This window comes from Cellvibrio sp. ATLC23, from assembly GCF_057196725.1.
This window is the reverse complement of record NZ_JBXUOS010000005.1, coordinates 98,597-117,766: the sequence shown is the minus strand read 5'-3', so window position 1 is coordinate 117,766 and position 19,170 is coordinate 98,597. Positions and strand designations below refer to the sequence as shown.

Genomic DNA, 19,170 nt, shown 5'->3' with positions numbered 1-19,170 from the left:
TCTTATATCTATGACTAATCTATTAAAATCATTAACGAGTATTCCTGCGGATATTATTAGCGCGCAGGACTACGAAGCTCTTGCGCAGCGGTTTATTCCTGCGCCCACCTATGCCTATATAGCTGGTGGTAGTGCACAGGATCAAACTCTCGCCGCAAATCGCGCGGCATTTTCACAGTATGTAATTTGCCCGCGTTTATTGCGTGATCTCTCCAGTGCAACCACGCATACAGTCATCGCTGGAAAGCAATTTGTACATCCGATTTTATTGGCGCCCGTTGCCTATCAAAGTTTAGTGCATCCTGGTGGTGAAATAGATAGCGCGCGAGCCGCTGCCGCGACGGATTCCACGCTGATCCTCAGTACTTTATCTAGCCATGCGCTGGAAGATGTTGCCGCTGCCACGCCTGCCAATAAATGGTTTCAACTTTATTTTCAGCCAGTGCGCGAGCACACGCTTGATTTGGTTAAGCGCGCAGAGGCTGCCGGGTATAGTGCTTTGGTAGTCACGCTGGACGCCTCCATTCAAGTACCAAGCCGCCGCGCGCAACATGCAGGTTTTTATTTGCCGCCTGAAATTAGTGCGGTTAATTTGCGCTCCTATTGTTCAGAATCGTCTGCTGCTGCACCTGCAAAAAATATTTTTTCGCTGCTGCGCAATGCTCCAAACTGGCAAGATCTGCAATGGCTGCAAGCACAAACCAAGCTGCCTATTTGGGTTAAAGGCGTGTTGCACCCAGAGGATGCCAAAGCCCTAAAAGCACTCGGCATTACTGGCATTGTGGTATCAAATCATGGTGGTCGCGGTTTGGATGGTGTGGCTACCAGTGTGCAAATGTTGCCACTGATTCGTGGTGTGGTAGGTGCAGAATTCCCATTGCTGCTAGATAGCGGTATCCGCTCTGGCAAGGATATTTTTAAAGCGCTAGCTCTGGGCGCCGATGGAGTGTTAATCGGCCGCTTACAAATTTATGCGCTCAGTGTGGCCGGTGCATTGGGTGTGGCGCATATGATGAAATTATTGCGTGAAGAATTGGAAGTGTGTATGGCAATGGCAGGCTGTTCGGCCATTAGCGATATAGATACAACCTATTTAATGCCTGCGGTCCGCGCTCCCACTATTGGCGTTGTCCATTTTTCTGGTGAGTAAATTTATGCTGATAACGATTCAACACGTATTAACGAGCGAAGAAATTGCACAATTTCGTCAGCACTTGGCACAGGCCAATTGGCAGGATGGCGTTAAAACCGCGGGTACATTGGCGCGTTCTGCAAAACAAAATCTGCAACTGGATGACGCGAGTGAATTGGCGCGCAGCTTGGGCAATCATTTGTTGCGCACGTTAGCGGCTAATTCTCTATTTGTGTCTGCCGCGCTTCCTAACAAAATTTATCCGCCTAAATTTAATTGCTACACCCAAGGCGGGCATTACGGCACTCATGTGGACAGTGCCATTATGCATGTGCCCGGCACTGCGGTTTCGCTGCGCAGCGATTTATCGGCAACCTTATTTCTGTCTGATGCAGAAGAGTATGAGGGCGGCGAGCTGGAAATTGAAACTGCTTTTGGTGTGCAAGTCATTAAATTGGCCGCTGGCGATATGGTGCTCTATCCATCCAGCAGTTTGCATCGCGTGACACCGGTGACAAAAGGCGCGCGGATCGCGTCATTTTTTTGGATCGAAAGTCTCGTCGGTGATGAAGCTGAGCGCAGTATGTTGTTTGATTTGGATCAGGCGATTCAAGCACTCACACCGACAGTCGCACCAAATGATGCCAATTTGCTGAAACTTACCGGTGTGTATCACAACCTGTTGCGCCGTTGGGCAACGACTTGATCGCTGTTTAAAAAAATTAATTTTTACTTAATCGTTTGTGTGAGGTATTAAATGACCTGGTTGGGTTCTGTGCGCCAGTGGCATTGGATGAGTTCGGCGCTGTGCCTCGTGGGTATGCTGTTATTTGCAATTACCGGCATTACGCTAAACCATGCTGCGCAAATCCCCAGCAAGCCAGTCGTGAAAACACTGGATGCGTTTTTATCCAAGCCATTATTGAAAGATCTGCAGCAACAAATAGCAAAGGATAATTTCCCCACCCATGCTCCGCTACCTGACGCACTTATAAACTGGCTGGATGACAATCACTCTATCGCGCTTGTCAATGGAATGGCTGAGTGGAGTGAAGATGATATTTATTTATCGCAACCACGAGCCGGCGGCGATGCATGGGTCAGTATTGACCTGACTTCAGGTGAGGTAATTTACGAACAAACTGATCGCGGTTGGATCGCCTATTTTAATGATCTTCACAAGGGCAGAAATACCGGTGGCGTTTGGAGTTGGTTTATCGATGGGTTTGCCGTTGCCTGCATTATTTTTTGTATTACCGGCTTGCTGCTACTACAGCGCTATGCCAGTACGCGCTTTGCAACTTGGCCATTAGTGGGCTTAGGGCTTGTATTGCCTTGGCTGCTCATATTGTTGTTTATGCACTGATTTTTTATAAGTGTTGAATTATTCATTGGTAGGGAATTTTATGTGTCGTTATTTGTTTTTGTGCGGGTCTTTTTTCTTCAACCTATTTTTGTTTGTACCTGCAATGGCGGGTGAGCTTGAGGTGTCGCTTGAGATTCCGCGCCTTGATGTGGCTGAGTATCATCGGCCTTATGTCGCCATTTGGATTGATGGCGCAGACTCTTCGCCCATTAATCTTGCAGTGCTTTACCAAACCCACGAAGATGGGGAGGAGAGTGATCACGGTGAGGATTGGTTAAAAGATTTGCGCCAGTGGTGGCGCCGCGATGGGCGCAATAGGGCTATGCCGATTGATGGTGTTAGCGGCGCAACCCGTGGGCCAGGAAAACATCTATTCATATTCCCTGAAGGGCAATTGCCATTAGGCAGCTTGAAACAAGGTAAATATACATTGATGGTTGAGGCTGCACGCGAAGTCGGTGGACGCGAATTAATTAAAATTCCTTTTACATGGCCTGTCGAAAAAGTGGCAGAGCATAATCAAAACGGTCGCAAGGAATTAGGTAAGGTCAGGTTGAGCCTAAAACCATAGTGAGCCTGCTTATTTAACTTCTGATACAAGCGAGAGCAGTGTGCGTTATCTTGCCGCAAGTGTATTAATTTTTTCTTATCTTATTTTTTGTTGGTTGTGTTGGCGGCAATATCGGCGCAAGCAGGGCGTTGCTGTAGCGGGCGAAATAGAGGGTGCGGACTGCATTTTGATTGGTTACGCCAGCCAAACTGGTAGCGCTACCCGTATTGCCCAGCAGACGGCGCAGCAGTTAGAGCAGGCGGGTAAGTCGGTAACCCTATTGCCGCTAAATCAAATTGAATCTGAATTGCTCACACAAACCGCTAAGCTACTGCTGATTGCCAGTACTTATGGTGAAGGTGAAGCGCCTGATAATGGCAACCGTTTTATTGCTCGTACATTGCATGGGCTTGACGCCAAAAGTTTGCAACATCAACAAGTATTAATTCTCGGGCTGGGCGATTCCAGTTATGACTATTTTTGTGGCTTTGCACATCAACTGCAGCATGCGTTGCATGAGCGTGGAGCGCATCTTATGGCCGATGTGATTGAAGTTGATCGCCTTGATGAAAGCGCACTGCGTCATTGGCAATATTATCTAGGTCAGCTTTCCGGCAATACTCACTTCAGCGATTGGAGTACGCCGACCTATGAAAAGTGGGGGATTGTAGCGCGCGAATGCGTTAACCCTAACGGGGTCGGTGCTCCTGCATTTCATATTCAATTGCAGCCTGTGCAAGGGGAAATTACGCCTGATTTGTGGCGGGCGGGTGATCTGGTTGAAATCGGGCCCTGTAATTCGCGCGCAGCAATCGATACTTTTTTACAGCGACTCGGGCGACCCATTGCCCCGGAATTATTAATCACCCGCAGCTTATCGATCAGCGACGAAAAACTCGCTGAACTGAAAACGCAGGATGATCAGCTATTGCTTGAATCGCTCCGCGAATTGCCACATCGCGAATACTCAATTGCTTCAGTTCCCAGCGAAGGCTCGCTGGATTTGTTAGTGCGTCAAGTGCGTGATTGCAATAATCAGTTAGGCTTGGGCTCCGGTTGGTTAACGCACTACGCGGGTTTGAATCAAGCTATTCGTTTGCGTATTCGTACCAACTCACATTTTCATCCCCCAGTAAATTCATGCCCGCTGATTTTAATTGGCAATGGTACCGGCATCGCCGGGTTGCGCGCGCATATTGCAAATCCTGAGCGTGCCAATGCGCGTCAATGGTTGTTTTTTGGCGAGCGAAGTGAATTGGCCGATGATTTTTTTAGTGCAGACCTGCACAGCTGGCAGCAATCTGGTCGGTTAACACGCGTCAATAAAATATTTTCGCGCGATGTACCGCTCAATGAACAACCTAATGCGCCGCGTTATGTGCAGGATTTATTAATGCCTAATGCAGAAGAAATTCAGCGCTGGGTTGCTGACGGTGCTGCCATTTTTGTATGCGGCAGTTTACAGGGAATGGCGCAGGGTGTTGACGCTGCGTTAGCCAAAATTTTGGGTGCCGATGAATTGGAATCTCTCGCCGACGCGCAGCGTTATTGTCGCGATGTTTATTAACCTCACCTGATTGTCTATTGCTTGTTGTTAACCCTCGAATAGCAAATTTCGTTCTTTAGCGAACAGAGGTTCCAGCGTTACGTCGATTACCATTAATTACTTCTTATTATCGTTTTCTTATCAGAAATAATTAATCGAGTGTGGATGTTATGTCGGATCGAGTGTTTGGAGTGGCAGCTGCTGTTTTTACGAATATTTGGGTGAGGCTGTCACGCTACTTTTTTATCAGTCTTATAGTTGCGAGCAGTCATAGCGTACTTGCTGAACGCGATTGGATTTCGGCCAGCTGGGACAATGATTTTTTTGCTGGAAAAGACGGTGGCGGCTATACCAACGGCATTTATTTGTCCTGGGGGCGGCGCAATGAAGAGGGCGAGGCTATCACCAAGCCACCCTTGCTGACATTGCCGTTAGCTTGGATGGTTAATGATGAACCCACATACGCCTATAAGCTGCACTCACTGGGACAGGCAATGGTGACTCCCAATGACATCACCAAAGAAATTCCCGACCCTAGCGATGCCCCTTACGCGGGCTTATTGTATTGGCGCTCCAGCTATGTCGCAGTCGAAAATGATTTTGCTGATCATGTGGCCACATTGGTCGGGATTATTGGCCCGTCTTCGGGTGCAGAGGAGGTGCAAAAATTTGTTCACAGAGTAGTAGATGCCGATCAGCCTAAAGGTTGGGAATACCAGTTAGATGATGAATTTGTTTGGCAATTACAGCGCACGGCTGTGTGGCGCTTCTCTACTAGTGACTCCAGTCCAGTTGATGCTGTTTTGCTGGGTAATGTAGCGGTGGGAAATCTGGAATCATTGGCGGGTGCAGGGCTTTTCTTAAGGGCTGGTAATAGCCTTGCGCGAAGCTATTCGACGATGGGGTTCATATCAAGCCGCATTAGTACACCGATCGCCGCTTCCGAAGGTTGGTATGTGTATTTGGGTGGTACCGGAAACTATGTCCACAATCAGATTCTGGTGGATGGTAATGAATTTGGTCGGAGTGCCTCCAAAGGTTTGGAGCATTACCAGTATTCGTTAATGGCAGGGTTTACCTATGCGTGGCAACGCGCGAGTGTTTGCGTGTCGTACCAATCGGATACGGAACCAAATAAAAGCCAAACTGCACGGAAAAACTTTGGTGCAATCACCTTGGCATGGCAGATTTAAACGGAATAATTTAGTGTGATTTTGGCTCCATTCGTTGCCTCCAGTGCTTAAGCTCCCCTATACTCCCCAGCCCGCACAATCGTAGGTGCGGGCTTTTTTTATTTGCGGTTCCCGCTTTTTATCACGTGACCTTTGGTAGGGGTCACCACTGACAGAGGTTTATCATGCTTGTTATTACTCTCCCTGACGGTTCCAAACGTCCTTTCGATCATCCCGTTTCTGTTTATGAAGTTGCCGCCTCAATTGGTGCTGGTTTGGCAAAAGCCACGCTAGGTGGCCGTGTCAATGGTCAACGTGTTGATGCCCATGACTTGATTACTGACGATGCTGACTTAGTGATCTTCACCCCGAAAGACGAAGACGGTTTGGAAATTATTCGTCATTCCTGTGCGCACTTGCTCGGTCATGCGATCAAGCAGTTGTTTCCCGATGTGAAAATGGCCATTGGCCCGACCATCGACAACGGCTTTTATTACGACATCGACCTTGAGCAAAAACTGACGGATGAAGATGTTGCCCGCCTTGAAGCGCGCATGCTGGAATTGGCCAAAACTGAATATGACGTAGTGAAAAAAGTGGTTAGCTGGCAAGAAGCCTACGACGTTTTCACTGCGCGTGGCGAGACTTACAAGCTGGAGATTTTGGATCGCGACGTGCCTAAAGACGCGACTCCCGGTTTGTACCACCACGAAGAATACGTCGACATGTGCCGTGGCCCACACGTGCCCAACATGCGCTTCTGCTTAAACTTTAAATTGATGCGCACCTCGGGTGCCTACTGGCGCGGCGACTCCAACAACAAAATGTTGCAGCGCATCTACGGCACTGCGTTTGCCGATGCCAAACAATTAAAAGCCTATTTGAATCTACTCGAAGAAGCGGCCAAACGCGATCACCGCAAACTGGCGAAAAAATTTGATTTGTTCCATCTGCAAGATGAAGCGCCGGGCATGGTGTTTTGGCACCCCAAGGGCTGGACTCTGTGGCAACAAATCGAGCAGTACATGCGTGCCAAACAAAATGATTGGGGTTATCAAGAGGTAAAAACCCCGATGATTATGGATCGTGTGCTCTGGGAGAAATCCGGCCATTGGGAAAACTATCGCGAAGGTATGTTTACCACTGAATCGGAAAAGCGCGATTTTGCGGTTAAACCGATGAACTGCCCGGGCCACGTACAAATCTTTAATCACGGTCTTCGCTCGCATAAAGATTTACCTTTGCGTTTGGCAGAATTTGGTTCCTGTCATCGCAATGAAGCTTCAGGTGCGTTGCACGGTATTATGCGCGTGCGCGGTTTTGTGCAGGACGATGCGCATATCTTCTGTACTGAAGATCATATCGTCAGCGAAGTATCTGACTTCAACCAAATGCTCAAATCAATTTACGATGACTTTGGCTTTACCGATGTTGCGGTGAAATTGTCTTTGCGCCCCGAAAAGCGTGCCGGTAGTGATGAGGTTTGGGATAAAGCGGAAGATGGCCTGCGCCATGCGCTGCGTGAATCTGGCCTTGAGTGGGAAGAATTACCGGGCGAAGGTGCCTTTTATGGCCCCAAGATTGAATATCAAATTAAGGATGCGCTGGGTCGCTTCTGGCAATGTGGTACCATACAGCTCGATTTTGTCCTGCCTGAGCGTTTGGATGCGGAGTATGTGGCAGAAGATAATGCCCGTAAGCGTCCAGTGATGTTGCATCGCGCCATTCTTGGTTCTTTCGAACGCTTTCTCGGTATTCTCATTGAACACTATGAAGGTTCCTTTCCAACTTGGTTGGCGCCAGCCCAGGTTGCGGTGATGAATATTACCGATAATCAGGCAGATTACGTCAAAATGATCGAAAAAGCCTTGCGTGAAAAGGGCATTCGCGTCATTCCGGACTTGAGAAATGAGAAGATCGGCTTTAAAATCCGCGAGCACACAATTCAGCGGGTACCCTACCTGCTCGTCATTGGCGATAAAGAGGTTGAAAATCAATCACTTGCAGTTCGCACAAGGGACGGACAAGATTTGGGTGTAATGAATCTGGAAGCTTTCATCGCGCACTTGACCGCCGATATAGCGCGTCGAGGTCGAAATATTTCTGCCTAAAAGAAATTTTTTTGACGAATAGATCGCTAAAGCGAAAAAAGATTTGTTTTTATTAATTTACTGGAGATACAACTATCAAACGAGATAACGCTCCCGCAGCCAAAGGCAATTCTAAAAAAGCGCGGATCAACGATCAGATCGAAGCCAAGCAGGTTCGTTTAATCAACGCAGAAGGCGAGCAAGTCGGTATTGTGAGCCTGAGTGATGCACTCGCTCAGGCGCAAGCGGCAACGCTGGACCTGGTGGAGATCGTTGCTGATAGCGATCCAATAGTCTGTAAGATTATGGATTACGGCAAGCATCTGTTTGAAATCAAAAAAACCAAAGCTGCTGCTAAAAAGAAGCAAAAGCAGCAGTTGGTGAAGGAAATGAAGTTTCGCCCAGGGACGGAGGAAGCTGATTATCAGGTCAAATTAAAGGCTCTGATGCGCTTCCTAGAGCATGGGGATAAGGCCAAGGTGACGTTAAAGTTCCGTGGCCGCGAGCTCGCCCACCAAGAGTTGGGGATGGAAATGATGCAACGCATCGAGACCGATCTGGCTGAAATGGGTACCGTTGAGCAGGCTGCCAAGATGGAAGGTAAGCAGCTCACCATGGTTATCGCCCCCAAAAAGAGAAAATAGTCGGGCTTTTAGCTGCCTTGATTATTAATACTATTTACCTAAATGTGTGGAGTTTCATCACATGGCAACCAAAGCTAAAGTACACAGTGGCGCGTCAAAGCGCTTCAAAAAGACTGGCGCGGGCTTTAAGTTCAAGCACGCTAACAAAAGCCACATCCTGACCAAAATGACCACCAAACGTAAGCGTCAATTGCGCGGCACCAGCATCGTTGATGCAGCCGACGTACCACGCGTAAAACGTTTGTTCCGTGCTAATTAATCAGCGCTAATTGCGAATTTTGAGAGGATAGAGATATGGCCCGTGTTAAGCGTGGTGTAGAGGCGCGTCGTCGTCACAAGAAAGTTTTAAAAGCAGCTAAAGGTTACTACGGTGCACGTTCGCGTACATTCCGTGTTGCCAAGCAAGCCGTTATCAAAGCAGGTCAGTATGCTTACCGCGATCGTCGCGTTAAAAAGCGTAATTTCCGTGCTCTGTGGATCACTCGTATCAATGCTCAATCGCGCGCTGAAGGCATGTCCTACAGCCAATTGATTGCTGGCTTGAAAAAGGCGAGCATCGTTCTCGACCGTCGTGTACTGGCTGATTTGGCTGTGTACGACAAAGCGGCATTTGCTGCTGTTGTTGCGAAGGCTAAATCAGCTCTGGCTGCTTAATCGTCCAACAACCTTAAGCTCGCAAGAGCTTTTGCGAACGCGATGAAAAGGGGAAGGGCTTTAGGGTTCTTCCCTTTTTTTATGTTCAGGATGAACGGTATGCCGCGGGCGCAGGACGCGCAGGAGCGGCTCTCTCCGGTTAATCCAAAGCTGGAACTCTATTCATTATCTTTACGATTACATACTGGAAAAGCAGATGGAAAATCTCGCTGCGCTTACCCAAGAAGCGCTCAAACTCGTTGCCGATGCCCAAGATCTGACTGCGCTGGATGCGGTGCGGGTAAATTATTTAGGTAAAAATGGCAGCATCACCGCGTTGATGAAAACGTTGGGTAAATTATCCGCAGAGGAGCGTCCTGCTGCAGGTGCTGAAATTAATAAAGCCAAGGATTCCGTGCAAGAAGCGCTTAATCTGCGCAAGGCGCTATTAGAACAAGAGGCGATTAATGCCAAGCTGGCGAGTGAAGTCGTTGATGTGACCTTGCCTGGCCGTGGTCAGTACACGGGCGGCCTGCATCCGGTAACCCGCACCTTGCAGCGCATTGAAGAAATTTTTGCTGCAGTCGGTTACAGCGTTGAAGTGGGTCCTGAAATTGAGGATGACTACCACAACTTTGAAGCGCTCAATATTCCGTCTCATCACCCTGCGCGGGCGATGCACGACACTTTCTACGTGGACAATACCCACGTACTTCGCACTCATACCTCACCAGTGCAAGTGCGCACTATGGAAAACAAACAGCCACCGATTCGGGTGATTTGCCCTGGTCGTGTGTATCGCTGCGATTCCGATGTAACCCATTCGCCGATGTTTCATCAGGTTGAAGGTTTGGTGGTCGATAAAAATATCAGTTTTGCCGATTTAAAAGGCACCATGGATCAATTCCTCAAAGCCTTCTTTGAGGCTGATGTTCCCGTGCGTTTCCGCCCCTCTTATTTCCCCTTTACCGAGCCATCGGCCGAGATGGATATCCAGTGCACCCAATGCCGCGGCAAGGGTTGTCGCATGTGTAAAAACACTGGCTGGCTGGAAGTGGGCGGCTGCGGCATGGTTCACCCAGAAGTGTTTAAATCCAGTGGCGTTGATCCAGAAACCTATACCGGTTTTGCCTTTGGCATGGGGGTAGAGCGTCTCGCTATGTTGCGCTATGGCGTAAATGATTTGCGACTGTTTTTTGAAAACGATCTGCGCTTCTTAAAACAGTTTTAATGGAACGAATGAATTATGAAAATCAGTGAATCCTGGCTGCGCGAGTGGGTTAATCCAGCCATAGGTACCGATGAATTAATTGCTCAGCTGACCATGGCCGGGCTTGAAGTGGATGCAGTTGAATCTGTTGCGGGCGATTTCACTGGCGTGATCGTCGGTGAGATTGTCGGCTGCGAGCAGCACCCGGATGCAGACAAACTGCGTGTTTGCCAAGTGGCTGGTCTGCCTGATGGTCCCACGCAGGTGGTCTGCGGTGCGGCTAATGCGCGTGTTGGAATTAAAATCCCCTTTGCCACTATAGGTGCGCAATTGCCAGGCGACTTCCAGATCAAAAAGGCCAAGCTGCGCGGTGTTGAATCTTTTGGCATGCTCTGCGGCCAAACAGAATTGAAGGCCGGTGACGACGATACAGGCCTGTGGGAGTTGGCAGCTGACGCGCCTGTGGGTGCTAATTTGCGTGAGTACTTGAATCTCGATGACAAATTAATCGAAGTTGACTTGACTCCCAACCGCAGTGACTGTTTGAGCGTAAAAGGTATAGCGCGCGAAGTGGGTGTATTGAATCGCGCCCCAGTGACTGCACCTGCTATTCCCGCTGTTGCAGCTTCTATAGCCGATGAATTCCCGGTGTATCTCGAAGCCGGTTCCGCTTGTAGTCGTTATGTGGGTCGTGTGATCCGCAATATTGATATTAACCGCCCAAGCCCAGCATGGTTACAAGACAAATTAGTCCGTTCCGGCTTGCGTAGCATTGATGCGGTTGTGGATGTGACTAACTATGTGCTGCTTGAGTTGGGGCAGCCTATGCATGCGTTTGATCTGTCCAAACTGAGCAATGCAATTCATGTGCGTATGGCGCAACAGGGGGAGTTGCTCCGCTTGCTGGATGGCCAGGAAATCAAACTCAATGCCGATACCACGGTAATTGCCGATCAACACAAGGCCTTGGCCGTTGCGGGCATTATGGGTGGTGAAGAAACGGCAGTAACTGAGACAACGCGCGATATTTTCCTGGAAAGCGCGTTCTTTAATCCATTGGCGATTGCCGGTCGTGCCCGCTCATACGGTCTGCATACCGACTCATCCCATCGTTTTGAGCGAGGTGTAGATTACAGCTTGCAGTTGGATGCCATTGAGCGAGCTACCGCTCTGCTGCTGGAAATTGTCGGTGGTGAAGCTGGTCCGGTTGTCCATGTGACCAACGAACATTTGCCACAGGAGCGCCAAGTCAGCTTGCGTAAGGCGCGTATTGTCAGCGGTTTGAGTCTGGAAATGGCCGATGATGAAGTGGTCGATATTCTGGCGCGTTTGGGTTTGACGTTGCTATCGCAAAATCCGGAAGGTTGGGTATTTTCAGTGCCCAGTTATCGCTTTGACATCTCCATTGAAGCGGATTTGCTGGAAGAGTTGGCTCGTGTGTATGGCTATAATCGTTTGCCTACTCGTAGCTTGGCGGCACCGCTCGATATAGAGCCGCATCCCGAGGCGAAAATGGGCTTGCCTGCGTTGCGTAATCAGCTGATCGCACGCGGTTATCAAGAGGCAATCACCTACAGCTTTATTGAGCCAAAATTATCGGCTCTGTTTGACCCCAATACTGCACCAGTCCTGCTGCGCAACCCGATCAGTGCCGATATGGCGGCCATGCGTACCAGTTTGATGCCGGGCTTGGTGAGTGTGCTGCGCAACAATCTGAACCGCCAACAAAATCGCGTGCGCTTGTTTGAGTCTGGCTTGCGCTTTGTTCCATCTGCCGATGGCCTTAAGCAAGAAGCCATGCTTGCCGGTCTTATTTACGGCAGTCGTGCGCCTGAGTCTTGGGCGAATGCTGCAGAAACTGTCGATTTCTTTGATCTCAAGGGCGACCTTGAGTCACTTTTGGCCCTAACTGGTGATGAGTCTGCATTCACGATTCAGTCAGGTTCTCATTCGGCGCTGCATCCTGGCCAGACGGCCGATATCTATCGCGATGGCGAATGGCAGGGTGTTATAGGTGCGCTGCACCCCAGTTTGCTGCAACAGTTGGATATTCCTCAATCAGTCTATTTGTTTGAAGTGCGTCTCAGTTCATTGCTAAAAGCGCGAATTCCTGCCTTTACTCCTTTGTCAAAGTTCCCTGAAGTGCGCCGCGATTTGGCACTTTTGGTGGATCGCGATGTGGCTGCTCAGCAGTTGTTAAATGCGATTAAAGAACAGGCGGGAGACTACCTTATCGACTTAAAGGTATTTGACGTATATATGGGCAAAGGTATTGATCCACATAGAAAAAGTATTGCAATGGGGTTGACCTTTCAGCATCCTTCACGCACTCTTAATGAAGATGAGATCAACGCCTCCATTGACTCGATTGTTCAGTATCTGGGGGTGAATTTTTCCGCTACCCTCAGATAGGGAATAATAATTATGTCGGACGGCGCTCTGACCAAAGCTGATTTGGCCGAGAAACTTTATGAGGATCTCGGACTCAATAAACGGGAAGCCAAAGAATTGGTGGAACTCTTTTTTGAAGAGATCCGCCACGCTTTGGAAAATAATGAACAGGTCAAACTTTCAGGTTTCGGCAATTTTGAATTGCGCGATAAAAGTCAGCGTCCGGGCAGGAACCCTAAGACGGGTGAAGAGATTCCTATCAGCGCCCGGCGTGTGGTTACTTTCCGTCCAGGACAAAAACTTAAGGCACGAGTAGAAACATATGTTGGAACCGAGTCATAACGACGAACTTCCCGTAATTCCCGGCAAGCGATATTTCACTATTGGTGAAGTTAGTGAATTGTGTGCGGTAAAGCCACATGTGCTGCGTTATTGGGAACAGGAATTTCCTCAGTTAAAACCAGTTAAGCGCCGGGGGAATCGTCGCTATTATCAGCGTCAGGATGTGCTAACGATCCGCCAGATTCGCAGCCTCTTATACGATCAGGGTTTTACTATCGGTGGTGCGCGTCTGCAGATGTCAAGCGAGAATACTCCGTCCGAATCGGGCCAGTTAAATCAATTGGTTGTGCGCATGATTGATGACTTGGAACATCTGCTAGACCTATTGAAGATTAAATAAAGTGAGCTTTATAGCAGTTCTTTTTCAAGTGATTGTTTGTTAATTGAGCATCGGTGTTATTTCTTAATTCTTTGATTGCATTGACAATAAATTAAGGTATTATGCCCATCCCTCGCGATACAGGCGCTAAAGTTTGTGTTCGCAAAAAATATCGGAGCGTAGCGCAGTCAGGTAGCGCACTATACTGGGGGTGTAGGGGTCGTGGGTTCAAATCCCGCCGTTCCGACCATTTTTAATTAAGAATCAATAACTTAAAAGCCTGCTTTTTAGCAGGCTTTTTTGTATTTGTAATTTATGTTTACGCTAAGGTTGATTAATGTTCTTCTCGCTGTGGCAGTCGTTTGTGAAAGTGCTACCATGCGGCTTTATTTTTTGCTTTCCATCCCTAGTGTTTTTTCCAAGCCGAGACAATAAATAGAGGTATCCTCGTGGCAAAACAACTCATGATTTATGACAACATTCAACCACTGTCATCCGATGTTCATCGCAATTGGTCTGTTCAGGTTGATAACTATGCATTTGTATCGCATATGATTTCTGCCCCCTTGTTGGCCACAGAAATTCCATTTGCCGCAAGTGAGTTTCCCATTGTGTTTTCTGCAACGGCAAACGAGGGTGAATATATTCCCTTGGCGATTATGGGTTTGAAGGAGGGCGAAAACCTTTCTTTGGATGAAAACTTCCAGTTCACCTCGCGTTATATTCCTGCTTTTATTCGTCGTTATCCGTTTGTGTTGGGTGGTGATAAAAACGCAGACACTATGGCATTGTGTATTGACGCCGACAGCCAAACTGTATTGAAAGATGGCAGCAAAGGGCGTCGTTTGTTTGAGGAAAATGGTGAACAATCAGCTCATTTAAAAGAAGTGGTAGAGTTTTTGAAGGATTATCAATATCGCGCTGAAATGACGAAAGTGTTTTGTAAGCGTTTGCATGAGCTTGATTTGTTGGAGCCAATGCAAGCAAATATTACATTCAAAGGACGCGAAGAGTCTAATATGAATTTGATGGGCTTTTACGTAGTGAAGCGTGAAAAGCTTAAGGCTTTGGGCGATGCAGAAGCGTTGGATTTATTCAAAAAAGACGGTTTGGAATTGATTTATAGCCATATGCAGTCACTGGCCAACCTGAATCACCTGATCAGTAAAAAATCAGCCAAGTTGGGTGCGGTAAGCTAAGCAGGTATATTGCCTATTGATAGTGTCAGAGCCGGGATCAGTCATGATCCCGGCTTTTTTCATTTGGGGGAAATGAAATCGTTTGGCGCTTTGGTCTGTGATTTAACGAGTGTTGCGTTGGCGAGCGACCAGCTGTTTAACTTTGCGTTCTGCACTTGAAAAAGCATCACGCACTGCAACGTGTATGGATTCGTCATCCTGAGTGATGGCCATTGGGTGGCCGACTATATCCAGCTCAATAGAGGCTCGGAATTGTTTACCTTTGTGCTTGTGGTGATGGGGGGTGTCAAGAACTACGCGGCTATGAACAATTTGGTCGGTATAGCGGCTGAGCTTTTCAAGCTTCTTGGTGATGATGTCATTTAGAGCGGAAAATGCAACTGAAGAATCCAAATCACGATATACAACGTCGACAGCAGGTTTCATCGTAAGACTCCTTAACGTTTATGTTAGGGGGCAGGGGTTCTGCATTGAGTTCCGCGAACAATCCCGACCCTCCCTATCTATATTGGTGATCTTCCGCCGAATAGCAAGTTTTTGTTGAAACTTCTTAATAACATTTCGATCTTTGTTTAAAAGCTAATGATCTTAGCGGCCATAAGCATGTCAGCTTTTACCGTCTCAGTTCTGTTTGGCCTCTGTGCCTGCTGGCTGTCTTTTCGGTTGTTTATTGTCTATTGGTGAGGTGTTGACATTTGGTTGAATAATTATTTTTTTGAATTTTCCTTGAAATGATTTTGTATGTCCTTATCTCATTTGTGTGATGGCTCGGTAGAGGATCACGTGATTTAAATGACTTGATCGATAAAATAAGTCCAACTCTTTATATTGCTCAATTGAGGATATTGACTATGCGTAATTTTGATTTCACTCCACTTTATCGTTCTGCCATTGGTTTTGATCGTATGGCTAATTTGCTAGATAGCCTATCTCGCGCAGAACAGAATCAACCCAGTTATCCGCCTTATAACATTGAACTGACGGGCGAAGATAAATACCGAATTACTATGGCTGTTGCCGGTTTTGATCAGTCTGAGTTAAATATCGAGGTGAATCAAAATAATTTAACGGTTTCAGCAAACAAGGCTGCTGATGAGCAGCAGCGCACCTACTTGCATCAGGGCATAGCGGCGCGTAGTTTTGAGCGGCGCTTTCAGTTGGCTGATCATGTGCAAGTTAAATCGGCCAATTATGAAAGTGGATTGCTGCATATAGATTTGCAGCGCGTGATTCCAGAATCGATGAAACCACGCACTATTCCAATTGGTGTGCAAACCGCAGATAAGTTGACGGTTGTGTCTGCCGGTGCAGATGCGGCATAAGACGGCGTAATATATGCCTTCAAAATAACCCTGGTATCATTGATGCTGGGGTTATTTTTTATAATTGATGCAAAAAATCAGGTGCTGAATAATTTTGCGCGCACTGTATCCCGGTAGGCATTGGGTGTGGTTGCTAGTTTTTTCTTAAAAAGAATGGTGAAGTAACCAGTGTCTTGATAGCCCACCTTGTCGGCAATTTCGTTAATCGACAAATTACTGGTTTTTAATAAATCCTTAGCGATGTTGATGCGAATTTCTTGTAAATAATCCAGCGGTGTTTGCCCTAGTGCATTTTTGAAACGACGATTTAGCGTGCGTACACTCATGCCAAAACGCAGGGCGACTTGTGGAAATAAAATCTCGCGCTGGTAATTGTCCTGTAGCCAGATTTGTATTTGGGTAATGTCTTCATCTGGGTGTCGATTTTCTTGTGCTTCAAAAAAACCTCTTGTCTCATAAGCCTGACGAATTTCGTGGGAGAAATGCCGCTCTACATGGCTGGCAATTTTTTTACCAAAAAAACGCTGGATAAAATGCACGGTTAAATCGGCCAGTGAGTTGACGCTTGCCGCACAATAAAGATTGCCTGCTTGGGTGATGAAATATTGGCGCTTCAGTTGTACGGCGGCATAGTCTTTTTGAAATTGATCAAAGTAGTGCCAGTGAGTTGTTGCTGCTTTGCCATCTAATAATCCTGCTTCTGCCAGAAAACAAACTCCCGTGCCGACAGCGCTAATAATTGCTCCGTTTTGGTGTTGTTCGCGTAGCCACTCCAGCGTTTCGCCGTGTTGTTGTACTACTGGGCGGGGGTTGCGCCACAAGCCTGGAATGTAAATCAAATCGCTGGCTGGTTTGCTGGTGATGGTTACATCGGGCTGCCATAAAAGCCCAGTGCGGCTGGTGATGGGGGCAGGGTTTAGGCTGATGGTTTTGATATCGAGAGGGCGCTGCTGATCTTTGGGCAGCATGCTGGTCACAGCGCTCTCAGCTGCGAGCAGCATTTCCATTGGCAGAGTGCTGCTGGTGGCGAGCATGCGCTCGCAGAGCAAAAAGTGAATACGGATTGGCGGGTTTTTGCTCATAGAGTGGTCGCATGGTATGAGTGAGTCTGTTGTGGCCAATTTACCATCGATAATGACCAAATTAACAGGGACATTCAGATTTAATACTCTTACACTTTATCGAGTTTTTAACCTTGCGAATCTTGGGAGTTGTTATGTCTGTTGCGCGTTTGCCGGTGATTGTGGGCTTTGGTGGGTTCAATGCAGCGGGTCGCAGTTCCGGTCATCATGCTTATCGTCGCATGGTAATTGAAAGTCTGCAGCCATCAGATCGACAAGAAACTATGGCTGGATTAGCGGTTATGATGGGTTTGGTTAGGTTTGAAGATAACAGCTATCGCGACGCTGAGGGAGCGGCTCTTAGCTTGGCTGATTTGGAAATCCGTTTTGGCGAGCAGATATTAAATGGCACCTTGATACGTCGAATCGATAAAGAGTTTTTTGATGTTGATGCTGCGCACTGGCAAAAGTCGGCCACCTTGGGTGCAGGTGATTCACCTTTGGTGGTGGAGATGCGCAAGCGCGATTTACCTGAGCCTATGCCTGCAGATTGGCAAGTGGAATCTATCGACGATGATCGCGTGCGTGTCATTGCGGCATCTGGGTTTGAGGTTAAGTTCGACAGTTATCGCGACCTGCCGGTAAAGTCAGCCGGACAGCTGCCGCAGGGTTTTAATCCGGGGGCGCTGTACAACTCGCACTATCATCCTCGCGCATTGCAGTTAGCGGTAATTGGTGCCTCTGATGCAATTCAATCTACCGGGTTGACGTGGCAGACAGTAATGAATGCGATTAAGCCTGATCAGGTTGGAGTGTATGCCAGTAATGTGATGAGCCAGATGGATGAAAATGGGTTTGGTGGTTTGCTGCAATCGCGCCTTAAGGGCTCGCGGGTTAGCGCCAAGCAGTGTCCGTTGGGTTTGAATACCATGCCAGCAGATTTTGTGAATGCCTATCTTTTGGGGAGTGTTGGTCAGACGGGCGCAATCACCGGTGCTTGTGCATCATTCCTCTATAACTTACAGGCAGCAGCTGATGACATAGCATCCGGCAAATGCCGTGTTGCGGTAGTGGGCTGCGCAGAGGCGCCAATCGTTCCGGAGATTATCGATGGTTATGCGACTATGGGGGCGCTTGCCAGTGAAGAAAAACTGAGAAAACTGGACGGGGTTGAAGAGGCTGACCTGCGCCGTAGCAGTCGTCCGTTTGGTGAAAATGCTGGTTTTACTATGGCTGAGGCCAGTCAATATGTGGTGTTGATGGACGATGCTCTGGCTATCGAGCTGGGTGCTGATGTTCACGGCGCGGTAGGTGATGTATTTATCAACGCCGACGGTTTTAAAAAGTCGATTTCAGCTCCGGGCCCGGGAAATTACATCACCATGGCAAAAGCTGTGGCTTCGGCGCGTGCCATTTTGGGTGATGAATCGATTCGGCTGCGCTCGATGGTGCAGGCGCACGGTTCCAGTACACCGCAAAATCGGGTGACTGAATCGCAAATTTTTGATCAGATCGCACAGGTATTTAATATCACCAGTTGGCCTGTGTCTGCAGTAAAAGCCTACGTAGGTCATTCCTTGTCGGCTGCCAGCGGTGAGCAGTTGATCGCCAGTCTCGGTATTTTCAAATACGGTTTGATTCCCGGCATTAAAACCATCGACAAGGTCGCCGATGATGTTTTTGCTGAGCGTTTGCAGATTTCCACAAAGGATGAAAAGTGCAGTCAGCCTTTGGATGTTGCCTTCCTTAACTCGAAAGGGTTTGGTGGCAACAATGCAACGGCAAGCATTTTTGCGCCTCATGTGGTGGAGTCTATGCTGGCGCGTCGTTATGGCGATGCAATATTTAATCGCTACAAAGATAAGCGCGAGCAAGTGCGCGCGGCGGCGTCGGCCTATGATCAGGCTGCTTTGCAGGGCAGTTTTGCGACCATTTATCACTTTGGTGAAGGGTTGATTGATGAAGCTCTGATTCAGGTTGATCAAAAGCATCTGAGTCTGCCTGGGTTTGCGCAGGCGATTGATCTCACCTTTGGTAACCGTTTTGCGGACATGTGTGACTAGATATTGTGGTAAAAAATACCTCACCCCATCGGTAAGGTGGTGAGGTTATCTTACTTAATAATTTATTAGCCTATACAAAGCCCAATCTTTCCCTTAAAATGCCGCGCCTTTCGCACAGCTTATTGTGCGA

At 47.9% G+C, this 19,170-nt stretch carries 19 protein-coding genes and 1 tRNA gene; 18 read left to right on the top strand and 2 right to left on the bottom strand.

Going from position 1 to position 19,170, the window contains the following annotated elements:
* The first annotated feature begins 10 nt into the window (after positions 1–10).
* The 16 genes from AC2CG4_RS10085 (at position 11) to AC2CG4_RS10010 (ending at position 14,594) form a co-directional block, all read left to right on the top strand.
* Positions 11–1,150, top strand: coding sequence for an alpha-hydroxy acid oxidase (locus AC2CG4_RS10085; protein WP_484486131.1), 1,140 nt, complete (start codon positions 11–13; stop codon positions 1,148–1,150).
* A 4-nt stretch (positions 1,151–1,154) separates the two neighbouring features.
* Positions 1,155–1,838 (top strand): Fe2+-dependent dioxygenase, encoded by a 684-nt coding sequence (locus AC2CG4_RS10080; protein WP_484486130.1) that lies wholly within the window; start codon positions 1,155–1,157, stop codon positions 1,836–1,838.
* 51 nt (positions 1,839–1,889) lie between these two features.
* The gene (locus tag AC2CG4_RS10075; RefSeq protein WP_484486129.1) at positions 1,890–2,498 is read left to right on the top strand and encodes a PepSY-associated TM helix domain-containing protein; all 609 of its coding nucleotides are present in this window, start codon (positions 1,890–1,892) and stop codon (positions 2,496–2,498) included.
* 40 nt (positions 2,499–2,538) lie between these two features.
* Positions 2,539–3,069, top strand: a complete 531-nt coding sequence (locus AC2CG4_RS10070; protein WP_484486128.1) for a DUF2271 domain-containing protein — start codon at positions 2,539–2,541, stop codon at positions 3,067–3,069.
* Between the two features lie 40 nt (positions 3,070–3,109).
* A complete protein-coding gene (locus AC2CG4_RS10065) occupies positions 3,110–4,615 on the top strand; it encodes a sulfite reductase subunit alpha (protein ID WP_484486127.1) in 1,506 nt (501 codons plus the stop codon).
* A gap of 170 nt (positions 4,616–4,785) precedes the next feature.
* Positions 4,786–5,787 (top strand): lipid A deacylase LpxR family protein, encoded by a 1,002-nt coding sequence (locus tag AC2CG4_RS10060; protein WP_484486126.1) that lies wholly within the window; start codon positions 4,786–4,788, stop codon positions 5,785–5,787.
* Positions 5,788–5,951: 164 nt separating this feature from the next.
* Positions 5,952–7,877, top strand: coding sequence for a threonine--tRNA ligase (gene thrS / locus AC2CG4_RS10055; RefSeq protein WP_484486125.1), 1,926 nt, complete (start codon positions 5,952–5,954; stop codon positions 7,875–7,877).
* Between the two features lie 74 nt (positions 7,878–7,951).
* Positions 7,952–8,500 carry a translation initiation factor IF-3 gene (gene infC, locus AC2CG4_RS10050; protein ID WP_078043326.1) on the top strand — a complete coding sequence of 183 codons (549 nt, stop codon included), beginning with the start codon at positions 7,952–7,954 and terminating at the stop codon, positions 8,498–8,500.
* Positions 8,501–8,561: 61 nt separating this feature from the next.
* The gene (rpmI, locus tag AC2CG4_RS10045; RefSeq protein ID WP_062064028.1) at positions 8,562–8,759 is read left to right on the top strand and encodes a 50S ribosomal protein L35; all 198 of its coding nucleotides are present in this window, start codon (positions 8,562–8,564) and stop codon (positions 8,757–8,759) included.
* A 35-nt stretch (positions 8,760–8,794) separates the two neighbouring features.
* On the top strand, positions 8,795–9,154 hold the full coding sequence (gene rplT / locus AC2CG4_RS10040; protein ID WP_007642208.1) for a 50S ribosomal protein L20: 360 nt from the start codon (positions 8,795–8,797) through the stop codon (positions 9,152–9,154).
* A 196-nt stretch (positions 9,155–9,350) separates the two neighbouring features.
* Positions 9,351–10,364 (top strand): phenylalanine--tRNA ligase subunit alpha, encoded by a 1,014-nt coding sequence (pheS, locus tag AC2CG4_RS10035; protein ID WP_484486124.1) that lies wholly within the window; start codon positions 9,351–9,353, stop codon positions 10,362–10,364.
* 15 nt (positions 10,365–10,379) lie between these two features.
* Positions 10,380–12,755: a phenylalanine--tRNA ligase subunit beta gene (gene pheT / locus AC2CG4_RS10030; RefSeq protein WP_484486123.1), complete on the top strand. Its 2,376-nt coding sequence runs from the start codon at positions 10,380–10,382 to the stop codon at positions 12,753–12,755.
* A gap of 12 nt (positions 12,756–12,767) precedes the next feature.
* Positions 12,768–13,076 carry an integration host factor subunit alpha gene (ihfA, locus tag AC2CG4_RS10025; RefSeq protein WP_049629182.1) on the top strand — a complete coding sequence of 103 codons (309 nt, stop codon included), beginning with the start codon at positions 12,768–12,770 and terminating at the stop codon, positions 13,074–13,076.
* A complete protein-coding gene (locus AC2CG4_RS10020) occupies positions 13,057–13,416 on the top strand; it encodes a MerR family transcriptional regulator (RefSeq protein WP_394984233.1) in 360 nt (119 codons plus the stop codon). Before ihfA ends, AC2CG4_RS10020 begins: the two co-directional genes overlap by 20 nt.
* Positions 13,417–13,568: 152 nt before the next feature.
* A tRNA-Pro gene (locus AC2CG4_RS10015) sits at positions 13,569–13,645 on the top strand.
* 199 nt (positions 13,646–13,844) lie between these two features.
* Positions 13,845–14,594: a SapC family protein gene (locus tag AC2CG4_RS10010; RefSeq protein ID WP_062064020.1), complete on the top strand. Its 750-nt coding sequence runs from the start codon at positions 13,845–13,847 to the stop codon at positions 14,592–14,594.
* A 102-nt stretch (positions 14,595–14,696) separates the two neighbouring features.
* Here the strand turns inward: AC2CG4_RS10010 and AC2CG4_RS10005 are convergent, their stop codons facing one another.
* Positions 14,697–15,020: an HPF/RaiA family ribosome-associated protein gene (locus AC2CG4_RS10005; protein WP_484486122.1), complete on the bottom strand. Its 324-nt coding sequence runs from the start codon at positions 15,018–15,020 to the stop codon at positions 14,697–14,699.
* Positions 15,021–15,445: 425 nt separating this feature from the next.
* Here AC2CG4_RS10005 and AC2CG4_RS10000 point away from each other — a divergent pair, with 425 nt between their 5' ends.
* Positions 15,446–15,916 carry an Hsp20 family protein gene (locus AC2CG4_RS10000; protein WP_484486121.1) on the top strand — a complete coding sequence of 157 codons (471 nt, stop codon included), beginning with the start codon at positions 15,446–15,448 and terminating at the stop codon, positions 15,914–15,916.
* A 77-nt stretch (positions 15,917–15,993) separates the two neighbouring features.
* Here the strand turns inward: AC2CG4_RS10000 and AC2CG4_RS09995 are convergent, their stop codons facing one another.
* The gene (locus AC2CG4_RS09995; RefSeq protein ID WP_484486120.1) at positions 15,994–16,998 is read right to left on the bottom strand and encodes a GlxA family transcriptional regulator; all 1,005 of its coding nucleotides are present in this window, start codon (positions 16,996–16,998) and stop codon (positions 15,994–15,996) included.
* A 134-nt stretch (positions 16,999–17,132) separates the two neighbouring features.
* On the opposite strand from AC2CG4_RS09995, the gene AC2CG4_RS09990 reads away from it, so the two are divergent.
* A complete protein-coding gene (locus tag AC2CG4_RS09990; RefSeq protein WP_484486119.1) occupies positions 17,133–19,040 on the top strand; it encodes a beta-ketoacyl synthase in 1,908 nt (635 codons plus the stop codon).
* Positions 19,041–19,170 lie beyond the last annotated feature (130 nt).

Excerpts from the sequence above, each read along its gene's own strand:
- AC2CG4_RS10085 (WP_484486131.1), top strand. The coding sequence starts at position 11 with ATGACTAATCTATTAAAATCATTAACGAGTATTCCTGCGGATATTATT.
- AC2CG4_RS10080 (WP_484486130.1), top strand. The coding sequence starts at position 1,155 with ATGCTGATAACGATTCAACACGTATTAACGAGCGAAGAAATTGCACAA.
- AC2CG4_RS10075 (WP_484486129.1), top strand. The coding sequence starts at position 1,890 with ATGACCTGGTTGGGTTCTGTGCGCCAGTGGCATTGGATGAGTTCGGCG.
- AC2CG4_RS10070 (WP_484486128.1), top strand. The coding sequence starts at position 2,539 with ATGTGTCGTTATTTGTTTTTGTGCGGGTCTTTTTTCTTCAACCTATTT.
- thrS (WP_484486125.1), top strand. The coding sequence starts at position 5,952 with ATGCTTGTTATTACTCTCCCTGACGGTTCCAAACGTCCTTTCGATCAT.
- rpmI (WP_062064028.1), top strand. The coding sequence starts at position 8,562 with ATGGCAACCAAAGCTAAAGTACACAGTGGCGCGTCAAAGCGCTTCAAA.
- rplT (WP_007642208.1), top strand. The coding sequence starts at position 8,795 with ATGGCCCGTGTTAAGCGTGGTGTAGAGGCGCGTCGTCGTCACAAGAAA.
- pheS (WP_484486124.1), top strand. The coding sequence starts at position 9,351 with ATGGAAAATCTCGCTGCGCTTACCCAAGAAGCGCTCAAACTCGTTGCC.
- pheT (WP_484486123.1), top strand. The coding sequence starts at position 10,380 with ATGAAAATCAGTGAATCCTGGCTGCGCGAGTGGGTTAATCCAGCCATA.
- ihfA (WP_049629182.1), top strand. The coding sequence starts at position 12,768 with ATGTCGGACGGCGCTCTGACCAAAGCTGATTTGGCCGAGAAACTTTAT.
- AC2CG4_RS10020 (WP_394984233.1), top strand. The coding sequence starts at position 13,057 with ATGTTGGAACCGAGTCATAACGACGAACTTCCCGTAATTCCCGGCAAG.
- AC2CG4_RS10005 (WP_484486122.1), bottom strand. The coding sequence starts at position 15,020 with ATGAAACCTGCTGTCGACGTTGTATATCGTGATTTGGATTCTTCAGTT.
- AC2CG4_RS10000 (WP_484486121.1), top strand. The coding sequence starts at position 15,446 with ATGCGTAATTTTGATTTCACTCCACTTTATCGTTCTGCCATTGGTTTT.
- AC2CG4_RS09995 (WP_484486120.1), bottom strand. The coding sequence starts at position 16,998 with ATGAGCAAAAACCCGCCAATCCGTATTCACTTTTTGCTCTGCGAGCGC.
- AC2CG4_RS09990 (WP_484486119.1), top strand. The coding sequence starts at position 17,133 with ATGTCTGTTGCGCGTTTGCCGGTGATTGTGGGCTTTGGTGGGTTCAAT.